4 protein-coding genes are annotated in these 6,830 nt (G+C 65.5%); 3 read left to right on the top strand and 1 reads right to left on the bottom strand.

Translation table 11 applies throughout. The annotated features are described in order from the left end of the window. A partial coding sequence (locus BA190_RS29415) for an FAD-binding oxidoreductase (RefSeq protein WP_068296481.1) occupies positions 1 to 1,206 on the top strand: 1,206 nt, incomplete at its 5' end. A gap of 84 nt (positions 1,207 to 1,290) precedes the next feature. Here BA190_RS29415 and BA190_RS29410 read toward each other — a convergent pair. After that, complete coding sequence (locus tag BA190_RS29410) at positions 1,291 to 2,190, bottom strand: LysR family transcriptional regulator (protein WP_068296478.1); 900 nt, start codon at positions 2,188 to 2,190, stop codon at positions 1,291 to 1,293. A 239-nt stretch (positions 2,191 to 2,429) separates the two neighbouring features. Here BA190_RS29410 and BA190_RS29405 point away from each other — a divergent pair, with 239 nt between their 5' ends. Next, positions 2,430 to 3,848, top strand: coding sequence for a VOC family protein (locus BA190_RS29405; protein WP_068296475.1), 1,419 nt, complete (start codon positions 2,430 to 2,432; stop codon positions 3,846 to 3,848). 14 nt (positions 3,849 to 3,862) lie between these two features. Further along, positions 3,863 to 6,805 carry an FAD-binding and (Fe-S)-binding domain-containing protein gene (locus BA190_RS29400; protein ID WP_082980117.1) on the top strand — a complete coding sequence of 981 codons (2,943 nt, stop codon included), beginning with the start codon at positions 3,863 to 3,865 and terminating at the stop codon, positions 6,803 to 6,805. The last annotated feature ends 25 nt before the right edge of the window (positions 6,806 to 6,830 follow it).

Genomic DNA, 6,830 nt, shown 5'->3' with positions numbered 1-6,830 from the left:
CCGCCCACCGCCGATGTCGCCGTCATCGGCGGTGGCTATACGGGGCTTTCGGCCGCCCTGCATCTGGCGGAGGCCGGGGCGCGCGTGCACCTGCTGGAAGCCGTCGAGATCGGCTTTGGCGGCTCCGGCCGCAATGTCGGCCTGATCAACGCCGGCATGTGGGTCATGCCGCAGGATCTGCCGGGAGAACTGGGGCCGGTCTATGGCGAACGCCTTTTGCAGATGCTCGGCGACGCGCCGGCTGTGGTCAAGGACCTGATTACCCGGCACGATATCGCCTGCGAACTCAGGACGAACGGCACGCTGCACTGTGCGGTCGGGCGCAAGGGGCTGCAGGAAATCGAAGAACGCGCCCGCCAATGGCACGCGCGAGGCGCGCCGGTCGAGCTTCTCGACGCCGGGGAAACCGCAGGGCGGGTCGGCACGCAGGCCTATGCCGGCGCCCTTCTCGACAGAAGGGCCGGCACGCTCCAGCCCTTGGCCTATGCAAGAGGCCTTGCCGATGCGGTACTGCGCCAGGGCGGCCACATTCATACGGGAAGCCCGGTCACCGATGTCGAGCATTGCAGCGGCCGCTGGGTCGTGACCACCCCGCAGGGCCAGGTGACGGCGGCCTGGATCGTGGTCGGAACTGACGCCTATGGCCAGGGGCCCTGGGAAAAGGTGCGCAACGAGCAAGTGCATCTGCCCTATTTCAATCTGGCCACGGCTCCCCTTGCGCCGGCACTGCGCAAACAGATCTTGCCGGGTGGCGAGGGTGTCTGGGACACCCGCACCGTGCTCTCGTCTTTCCGCATGGATCAGTCCGGGCGACTGGTCTTCGGCAGCGTGGGCGCGCTGAGCAAAACCGGCGCTGCCATTCACAAGAACTGGGCCAAACGCGCCCTGCGGAAATTGTTCCCGGCCATCGGGCGGGTGGAATTCGAACATGAATGGTTCGGCAAGATCGGCATGACCGCTAATGCCTTGCCCCGCTTCCACAGCTACGGACCGCAGGCCGTCGGCTTTTCCGGCTATAATGGCCGTGGCATCGCACCGGGCACCGTCTTCGGCCGGGCATTGGCGGATCATATCCTCGGCACGATAAGCGAAGCCGAGCTGCCGCTGGCAAGAACCGACCTTACGCCGGCCGCCTTCCGGTCCTTGAAGGAGACCGGCTATGAAGTGGGCGCCCGGCTCGCCCACATGGTCGACGTGCGCCTCTAAGATTTTGAATAAAAAATATATAAATCAGATAATTATAAATAATTTTAAATCTAATGAATTGACATTGACCATCAAGACGATCGTCTATTCGCCTTCGGGCGAGACCTGCGTACGGAGCCATTGCCTGAAGGCCAGCAAGGGCGGATGCATGGCACGATCGGCGGGCCAGACCAGGTAGTAGGCCTCTGCACTCACCATCGGCAGGTCGAGGGCCCTGACCAGCCGACCGGCCTCGAGCTCCTCGAGGATAAGGAATTCGGGCAACAGGGCGACCCCGAGCCCGGCGATCGCAGCCTGGGCGGCCGTGGCAAACTGGTCGAACAGCATGCCCCGCACCGATTGGGCCGGCGCGCCATGCAGGGCGAACCAGCGCTCCCAGGCATCGGGCCTGGTGGTCAGGTGCAACAGCGAGGCATTCCGGAGATCGGCAGCTGACTGGAAGCCGTACTGGTCGCGCAAGGCCGGGCTGCAGGCGGGCACCACGGTCTCGGAGCGGATCTTTTCCATTTCGCCGCCGGGCCAGTCCGAACCACCGAAATGGATGGCGGCATCGACAGGGTCCTGTCGGAAATCGAAATAGGACAGGCGCGTCACTAGATTGATGGTGATGCCGGGGTTGTGCGACAGGAATTGCGGCAGCCGCGGTGCCAACCAGCGCGTGCCGAAGGTCGGCAGGATCGCCAGGGTGAGCGTGCCTCCCAGCGGATTGGCCCGAAGCATCAGCGAGGCGGTGCCGATCTTGCGCAGGGCATCGCGGATTTCACGCGCATAGGCTTCCCCGCCCGGCGTAACGCTGATGGTCTGTTTTTCGCGGTGGAACAGCTCGACTTCGAGTTGCTCCTCGAGAAGCTTGATCTGCCGGCTGACGGCGCTTTGCGTCAGGTTGAGTTCCCTGGCTGCGGCTGTCACGCTACCTGTACGCGCCGCCGCCTCGAAGGCACAGAGCAGGGAGATCGAGGGCAGGAAACGGCGTGGCCCTTGCATCGCTTCACCCGCGAACCGACATGGGCCGTCCCAGAGGCTGGGCTATCGATGGGCACTTCCAACAGCAATGTCGTTTCATTGGGCTCCCGTTTGGCTCGCAACTGCACTCATTCCCATTCGGTATGAACTGTTGAGATAACATTGCTATCCAACCTGTGTCCACCGGCGCATGAAGCTCGACAACATGACGATTGCGAATGAGATCGTCGCCCAATCGAGACGCAACGGGAGCCCGGGACATGGCCAACCAGACCTTCTTGCATCCAGACGAGATCCGGACCCTGTTCTCGACGGCCATGTCACGGATGTATCGCAGCGAGGTGCCGCAATATGGCACGCTGATGGAGCTGGTCGCCGACGTCAACGAGACCACCCTCGCCGAGGACGGCGCCTTGCGGGAGACACTGACGCGCCATGACGAATTGGCCCGCCTGAGCCTCGAGCGCCATGGCGCCATCCGCCTTGGTACGGCCCGGGAGCTGTTCGACATTCGCCGCATCTTTGCCGTGATGGGCATGTTTCCCGTTGGCTACTACGACCTTTCGGTCGCCGGTGTTCCCGTCCACTCCACGGCCTTCCGCCCAATCGACGATGCCAGCCTGCGCCGCAATCCCTTCCGCGTCTTCACCTCGCTGCTCAGGCTGGAGCTGATCGAGGACGAGGCGTTGCGCACCGAGGCAGCCCGCATCCTGGCGGCGCGGCGCATCTTCACGGTGCGCGCGCTCGAACTGGTGGCCCGCTCCGAAATGCTGGGCGGCCTGACGCCGGACGAAGCGCAGGAGTTCGTCGCCGAAGCGCTCGAGACCTTCCGCTGGCACGCCAAGGCCACGGTCTCGCTCGGCACCTATGAGAAGCTGCACGATGCCCATCGCCTGATCGCCGACGTCGTCAGCTTCAAGGGCCCGCATATCAACCACCTGACGCCGCGCACCCTCGATATCGACGCCGTGCAGGCCGGCATGCCCGCCCGCGGCATCACTCCCAAGGCCGTCATCGAGGGTCCCCCCCGGCGCAAATGCGCCATCCTGCTGCGCCAGACCAGCTTCAAGGCGCTCGAAGAGCCGATCGAGTTCCGGAACGAAGGCGGCGACGGCAGCGCAGGCACGCATACTGCCCGCTTCGGCGAAATCGAGCAGCGCGGCATCGCTCTGACCCCGAAGGGACGCCGGCTCTACGACACCCTGCTGTCCGATGTGCGCTCCGACGTGCGCGTCGGCCAGAGCGGTGCCAATGCCGGCGACTACCAGTCGGAACTCGCCGGGCGTTTCCGCGCCTTTCCCGACGAATGGTCCGAGCTGCGCGCCCAGGGCCTGGCCTATTTCCGCTATTCGGCGACCGCGCAAGGTCTTGCAGCGAGGGAGAGGAAGCAGCTTGCCGCAACCATCGACGAACTGGTCCAAGCCGGCTTCCTGCGCTTCGACCCGATCGTCTATGAGGACTTCCTGCCCGTCAGCGCCGCCGGTATCTTCCAGTCGAACCTGGGCACCGACGAGCAGCAGAACTATGGCGAGCGCTCGAACCGCACCGAGTTCGAACACGCTCTCGGCGCGCCCGCCCAGGACGAACTCGCCCTCTATGCCGCGACCGAAAAGCAATCGCTGGATCTCGCCCTCGCGCAGCTCGGCAATCCCCATTTGGCGATGATGGCCATCGCATAGGGATCGGTGCGGCCATGAATATGAGAGTGCGGGTCGACGAGAAGGCTGTCCCCCCGGGGCTCGATGCCTTCCTGTCAGCGTTGGCAGCCGCCGGCTTTGCCGGTGACATCGCGCGCGATCATGCCAGCCGCATCGTTCATGCCACAGACAACAGCATCTACCAGGTCGAGCCGGCCGCCGTGCTGTTTCCACGCGACGGGAACGATATCGCCCGCATCGTCAGGCTGGCGAGCGATCATCGCATTCCACTCTCGCCCCGCGGTGGCGGCACAGGCACCAACGGCCAGTCGCTGACGCGCGGGGTGCTGGTCGATACCTCCCGTCACATGAACCGCATCCTCGCGCTCGACCTCGAACGGCAAAGGGTGACGGTCGAGCCAGGCGTGGTGCTCAACCAGCTCAACGACTATCTCCAGCCCTACGGCTTGTTCTTTCCGCCGACCGTTTCCACCGCCTCGCGTGCCACCCTTGGGGGCATGGTTGCGACCGATGCCTCCGGCAAGGGCTCGCGCATCTATGGCAAGACCTCCGACTATATCGAGGCGATGGAGATCGTCCTTGCCAATGGCGAGACTTTCCAGGTCGAGGCAATGACCATCGCCGAGGCGCGCAGGCTGGCCAAGCGGGAAGACGCTGCAGGCCGCATCCATCGCGAAGTCCTGCGGGTCATCGAGCAGAATGAGGGGCTGATCGCCTCGACCTTTCCAGAGATGAACCGGGGCCTCACCGGCTACAATCTCAAGCAGGTGCTCGGGGAGGACGGCTGCTTCCGCCTGTCCTATCTGCTGGCCGGCTCGGAAGGCACCCTCGCCTTCACCACCCGCCTCACCTTGCGGCTGCGCAAGCGTCCCGCCTGCCGGGCGCTGGTACCGATCCGCTATGACAGTTTCCAGGGCGCCCTCATCGACGTCCAGCGCCTGCTCGCGGCCGAACCGGCCGCCATCGAGATTCTCGACGACACGATCCTGTCCCTCGCCAGGCAGGATATGGTCTGGGGTGCGATCGAGAGTGTCCTGGGCGGCAATGACGGCAAGCCCGTGGGCGGCCTGAACTTCGTGGAGTTCGTCGGCGAAAGCCGGGAGGAAGTAGAGGCCGGGCTGGCCCGGCTGTCGCGCCTGCTGGCGGAGCAGCCCGGCATCGTCCTCGACTGGAAAATCGTCACCGACGCCGGGACCATCGCCAGCCTGTGGTCCCTGCGCGAAAAGGCCGTCGGCCTGCTCGGCCGCCTCGGCGGCGGCAAGCAGGGCACGCCCTTCGTCGAGGATACCGCCGTTCCGCCCGAAAAGCTGGCGCCCTATGTCGAGGAATTCCGCGCCATTCTCGACAGCCACGGCCTTGCCTATGGCATGTTCGGCCATGCCGATGTCGGCTGCCTGCATGTGCGCCCGGCCCTCGATCTGCGCATCCCCGAGGATGCCGCCCTGATCCGGCCTGTCAGCGATGCCGTCGCCGCCCTCACCCGGAAATATGGCGGCCTGCTCTGGGGCGAGCATGGCCGCGGCTATCGCGGCGAATATTCGCCCTTCTTCTTCGGCGGCAGGCTCTATGAGGAGCTGTGCGCCCTCAAGCGGGCTTTCGATCCGCTCAACCTGTTCAATCCCGGCAAGCTCGCCAGCGCCGATGCGGCCCGCCATCCGGTCGAGCGCATCGACGGGGTGCCGCTGCGCGGCGAAAAGGACCGCACCATCGCGGCCCCGCTGCAGCGCGATTACGACAGGGCGATCGCCTGCAACGGCAATGGCGCCTGCTTCAACTGGGACAGGCACGATGCGATGTGCCCGTCCTACAAGCTCGCGCGCGACCGCCGACACTCGCCCAAGGGGCGGGCGGCAATGCTGCGCGAGTGGGCGCGATCGACCTCGACCGCCGAAACTCAGGTCGCCGCCGAGATCGAGGACGAGCTCAAGGCTTCACTGGACCTCTGCCTGTCCTGCAAGGCCTGTTCGAGCCAATGCCCGGTCAAGGTCGACATTCCCACGATGAAGGCGCGCTTCCTGCATCGCTATTTCAAGAGCCGCCGCCGGCCGCTGCGCCACCGAATCGTCGCCGCGATGGAACCTGGCCTGGCCCTGGCCCGGCGCTTTCCCAGGACCGCCAATCTCGGCCTGCGCCTGCTGACGGCCTCGGGCCTGACCCGCCGGGTGGGCCTCGCCGACCTGCCGCGCCTGTCCGTGCCGGCCTCGGTGCCGCACCTGGAGCAGCGCGACCTTACCAGGCTGGCGGCCGGCGCCAGTCATGCCGAGATCATTCTCCTGGAGGACAGCTTCACCAGCTCCTTCGATGGCGTCGTCGTCGATGCCGTCGCCGCCCTGCTGGCACAATTGGGCTATCGCGTGCATCGGGCCGCCGCGGCCGCCAACGGCAAGTCGCTGCATGTCCTGGGCTTGCTGGATGAATTCGCCAAGGTCGCCGGTGCAGCCAAAGCCTATCACAGCCGGCTGCTGGCCACGGGATTGCCGGTCGTCGGCATCGAGCCCGTCACCGTGCTGATGCGCGATCACGAATATGCCGGTCCGGGCCTCGGCGAAGCGCTGCCGATCCACAGCCTCGACGAGTTCCTGATCGAGGCGCTCGAAAGCGGGCGGCTGGGGCAACCGCGCGCCCTCTCCCAATCCGGGCCCTATCACCTCTTTCCCCATTGCACCGAAAAGACGGCCAGGCCCGGAACCGGCCAGGCCTGGACGCGGATCTTCCGCCATTTCGGGCTAGAACTGGCTTTGCACGCCACCGGCTGCTGCGGCATGGCGGGCCTGTTCGGGCACGAGGCCGAGCATGCCGGGATGTCGAAGGAGCTGTTCGCGATGAGCTGGGGCTCGCGCCTTGCCGGTCTCGCGCCCTCGAATGTTCTCGCCACCGGTTTTTCCTGCCGTTGCCAGACCAAGCGATGCGCCGGCTTTTCACCGCTTCACCCGGCCCAGGCCCTGCTCGCTCATGTCGAGAGCCCGGCCCGATCGTAACAACCCGTTTCGTTTTTCCAGCAAG

The organism is Labrys sp. WJW, assembly GCF_001676615.1.
Taxonomy (GTDB): Bacteria; Pseudomonadota; Alphaproteobacteria; order Rhizobiales; family Labraceae; genus Labrys; species Labrys sedimenti.
The sequence above is the reverse complement of the archived record's forward strand: the minus strand, read 5'-3'. Positions and strand labels throughout refer to the sequence as shown.